4 protein-coding genes are annotated in these 3,359 nt (G+C 48.2%); 1 reads left to right on the top strand and 3 read right to left on the bottom strand.

The window, feature by feature from the left end; all coding sequences use genetic code 11:
* Nucleotides 1–136: 136 nt before the first annotated feature.
* Entirely contained in the window at nt 137–1,009 is an 873-nt protein-coding gene (locus MiSe_RS48245) for an MBL fold metallo-hydrolase (protein WP_226594513.1), read from the bottom strand.
* A 221-nt stretch (nt 1,010–1,230) separates the two neighbouring features.
* On the opposite strand from MiSe_RS48245, the gene MiSe_RS48240 reads away from it, so the two are divergent.
* Complete coding sequence (locus MiSe_RS48240) at nt 1,231–2,193, top strand: protochlorophyllide reductase (protein WP_226594516.1); 963 nt, start codon at nt 1,231–1,233, stop codon at nt 2,191–2,193.
* Nucleotides 2,194–2,340: 147 nt separating this feature from the next.
* On the opposite strand, the gene MiSe_RS48235 is transcribed toward MiSe_RS48240, so the two are convergent.
* On the bottom strand, nt 2,341–2,676 hold the full coding sequence (locus MiSe_RS48235; RefSeq protein WP_226594511.1) for a hypothetical protein: 336 nt from the start codon (nt 2,674–2,676) through the stop codon (nt 2,341–2,343).
* Entirely contained in the window at nt 2,673–2,813 is a 141-nt protein-coding gene (locus tag MiSe_RS48230; RefSeq protein WP_226594508.1) for a hypothetical protein, read from the bottom strand. The genes MiSe_RS48235 and MiSe_RS48230 overlap by 4 nt, the downstream gene beginning before the upstream one ends.
* Nucleotides 2,814–3,359: the final 546 nt, after the last annotated feature.

The following is a 3,359-nucleotide window of genomic DNA, read 5'->3' as shown; positions in this document are numbered from 1 at the left end:
CCGAAAAAATGCCGTGCCCCGACTATGGCAAGATTAAATTCTCGCTGATTGCGACAACCGAAAAAATGCCGTGCCCCGACTATGGCAAGATTAAATTCTCGCTGATTGCGACAACCGAAAAAATGCCCTGTCCCTACTACTGCGATTTCATCCAAGCGAGGCATTGCTGCAAAAGTTGCCCCATTGTTTCTCGGTCAGCATGATATCGCCTTCCGTGACCTGGTAACACCCACTCGAAGGAATATGCAGCCAATTTTTCCATCGATTTAATTTGTTCGGCATAGGAATACCAGCAATAATCTCGGAAGGCAACTAACTGTTTCCAACTTTCTGACCAAGCGAGATGGTCGCCCGTAAACAGAAACTTATTGTTGGACAATAAAACAGTATGACCTTTGCTGTGACCGGGAACTGGTATAATTAACAAATCCGGTGCAAATTGCATCGGTTCGGTATCAGAAAGCTGGATTTCTACATCGCGAGTTCCGGAAGTTATATCATCCTTGTGCAGGATGCGCTCGCACCCAAAATGCTGCTGAAATTTCTGATGATCCGCCACATCATCCCGGTGCGTCAGATACATGTAGCGAATGCCACCCATCTCTTCTAAGCGCTTAACCAACGGTGCTGCAAACCGAGGCGAATCAACCAAAATATTGCCTTCCGGTCGTACAATTAAGTAACTTGCCGCAGCGTAGGAAGCCTCAGAATGGTAGCCGCAATGGTAAACATTGTCCTCCACTAAAATTGGAAAACTTTGCTGAGCGACTTTAATATCTTTCGGCTTTTCTACCGTACCAATAGAAGCCGTAGGACAAGATAATAAAGCCTGCATCGCTCGCAATCTTTCTGTTTCGTTCTCAGGTTGATGATAAACTGCCGATTGTTCCCCAGCACGATGAAACACATCTTTTGCCATCCAGCGACAGGTGTCGCAATCAATACAAGTGTAATCGACGTAGAAATCGCCGCTGGCATTTTCAGGGCGACGTTGAGTTAAATGAGCCATTGTTATTTTTTATGGTGTTGATAGATAATTTGACCCCCTTAGTAAAATCATAATCGTTATGACTATGACCTGCCACAGACCCTAAGTTAGCCCCAGTTGAGATTGGGCAGCTTTGGCAATATCCTGAATAATCATGAGGGCATCTCGAAGGCTGAGAGATGGTAGCTCAGCAGTTTGAGATCCTGCCAAGAACCAATAGCAATCAACAAAGTTTTAACAAAATGGCGCAACATTACAAGCCAACAGCGATCGTTACGGGAGCCTCTTCAGGGGTGGGTTTGTACACAGCGAAAGCCCTTGTCAAACGTGGCTGGCATGTAATTATGGCCTGCCGGGATGTACGGAAGGGCGGCGAAGCGGCTACTGCCGTCGGAATACCCCAGGGTAGCTTCACCCTGATGCAAATCGACCTGGGGGATTTGGAGAGCGTGCGGCGGTTTGCCAGGGAATTCCAAGCCAGCGGCAGACCATTAAATGCTTTATTGTGCAACGCGGCAATTTATATGCCTTTGCTCAAAGAGCCGTTGCGAAGCCCAGAAGGGTTTGAATTGACTATGACCACCAATCACCTGGGTCATTTTCTCTTGTGCAACCTGTTGCTGGAAGATCTGAAAAAGTGCGTGTATCCCGATAAGCGTTTGGTGATTTTAGGCACTGTAACTCACAACCCAGATGAGCCGGGTGGGAAGGTTTATCCGCGTCCAGACTTAGGAAATTTGGAGGGCTTTGAAGCAGGATTTAAAGATCCAGTTTCGATGGCTGATGGCAAGAAATTTGAACCCGTCAAAGCTTACAAAGACAGCAAGGTCTGCAACGTGCTGACCATGCGGGAACTGCATCGGCGCTATCACGAGTCCACTGGAATTACCTTCTCTTCTCTCTATCCCGGATGCGTCGCAGATACGCCCTTATTCCGCAACCACTACCCCTTGTTCCAGAAACTCTTCCCCTTGTTCCAGAAGTACATCACGGGGGGGTACGTGTCTCAGGAGTTAGCAGGCGAGCGAGTTGCAGCGGTGATGGCAGATCCTGAGTACAGACAATCCGGTGCTTATTGGAGTTGGGGGAATCGCCAGAAGAAAGATGGCAAATCGTTTGTGCAAAGAGTTTCTCGCCAAGCGCGCGATGATGAAAAAGCCGAGCGCATGTGGGATCTGAGTGCAAAATTAGTTGGAATTGCCTAGTATCAAGCTTCGCTGAACTACCCGCCCCTCAACGTTAAGCTGCTACGCATTTAAATCCAATAAAGAGGCGGGCAAGATGCCCACCCCACAAGAAGAAGGTAAAATTTGGCTCTCAAATTAGGTGCGTAGCAGCTTAGTAGGGGCGGGTTAGGACAAGTTTGAGAAGGCTGATAGCGGGAAAGCGACTTGATGGAATACAGTAGGGGCGGGTTTATAGATATTTTGATGGAGAAGCATAAATATAGATAAACCCGCCCCTACAACAGGTGTTCCAGCTATCATAACGACAGCTTCAACGTTGGTAACGACAGCTTCAACGTTGGTAACGACAGCTTCAACGTTGGTAACGACAGCTTCAACGTTGGTAACGACAGCTTCAACGTTGGTAACGACAGCTTCAACGTTGGGTAGTTCATCAGAAAAAATGGGTTTGAAACCCCGTCCTTTGAGGACGGCTTGACATGGTAGAATTGTTGTGGTCACTGACCCACCCGCGACGATGGAGACATAAAGCCTAACACCAAAGTTTGCCAGACTGGCAACGGCGCAGAAAAATCGGTAGACCGGGAAAAGAGGACGGGGCAATGGGTGTAAGCATCCCCTGAATCAACAAAGTACATCAGAAATCTCCATGAGATTTCGATACATATGGCGGTGGGACACACCGTTTCAGTCTGTGGAGCGAACTTAAGACCAAATCCCTTAAGGGTGGAGGCAGTTGCGATGAAGCAGAAACCGCGCGTCGTGAGTCTTAGGAATCACCGCACTTTTAGGGCGGTGAGGATGTCAACTCCCCGATCAAGCACCATATTTAGTCAGGATTTACGCAAAGAAACCGGGTTTCTATGAAAAATCGTTGCTTGGGAAACTAGAGATCTAGGTCGAAACCCGGTTTCTGGACTCGACGTGCGTAAGTCCCGTTAGTGTTGTTGCGTAAGTCCTAGGCTTGTTTGTCAAGCGCGCAGGATGAAGTGAGGTACAGCCTTTTGGCTTGTTTGTCAAGCGCGCAGGATGAAGTGAGGTACAGCCTTTTGGCTTCGTTTGTCAAGCGCGCAGGATGAAGTGAGGTACAGCCTTTTGGCTTCGTTTGTCAAGCGCGCAGGATGAAGTGAGGTACAGCCTTTTGGCTTCGTTTGTCAAGCGCGCAGGATGAAGTGAGGTACAGC

The organism is Microseira wollei NIES-4236 (genome assembly GCF_020521235.1).
GTDB lineage: Bacteria > Cyanobacteriota > Cyanobacteriia > Cyanobacteriales > Aerosakkonemataceae > Microseira > Microseira wollei.
Note: the sequence above shows the minus strand (reverse complement) of the source record. Positions and strands in the feature narration are given on the sequence as shown.

Bases quoted from the DNA above. Each gene is read 5' to 3' on its own strand.
- MiSe_RS48245 (WP_226594513.1), bottom strand. From the start codon at position 1,009: ATGGCTCATTTAACTCAACGTCGCCCTGAAAATGCCAGCGGCGATTTC.
- MiSe_RS48240 (WP_226594516.1), top strand. From the start codon at position 1,231: ATGGCGCAACATTACAAGCCAACAGCGATCGTTACGGGAGCCTCTTCA.
- MiSe_RS48230 (WP_226594508.1), bottom strand. From the start codon at position 2,813: ATGTACTTTGTTGATTCAGGGGATGCTTACACCCATTGCCCCGTCCTC.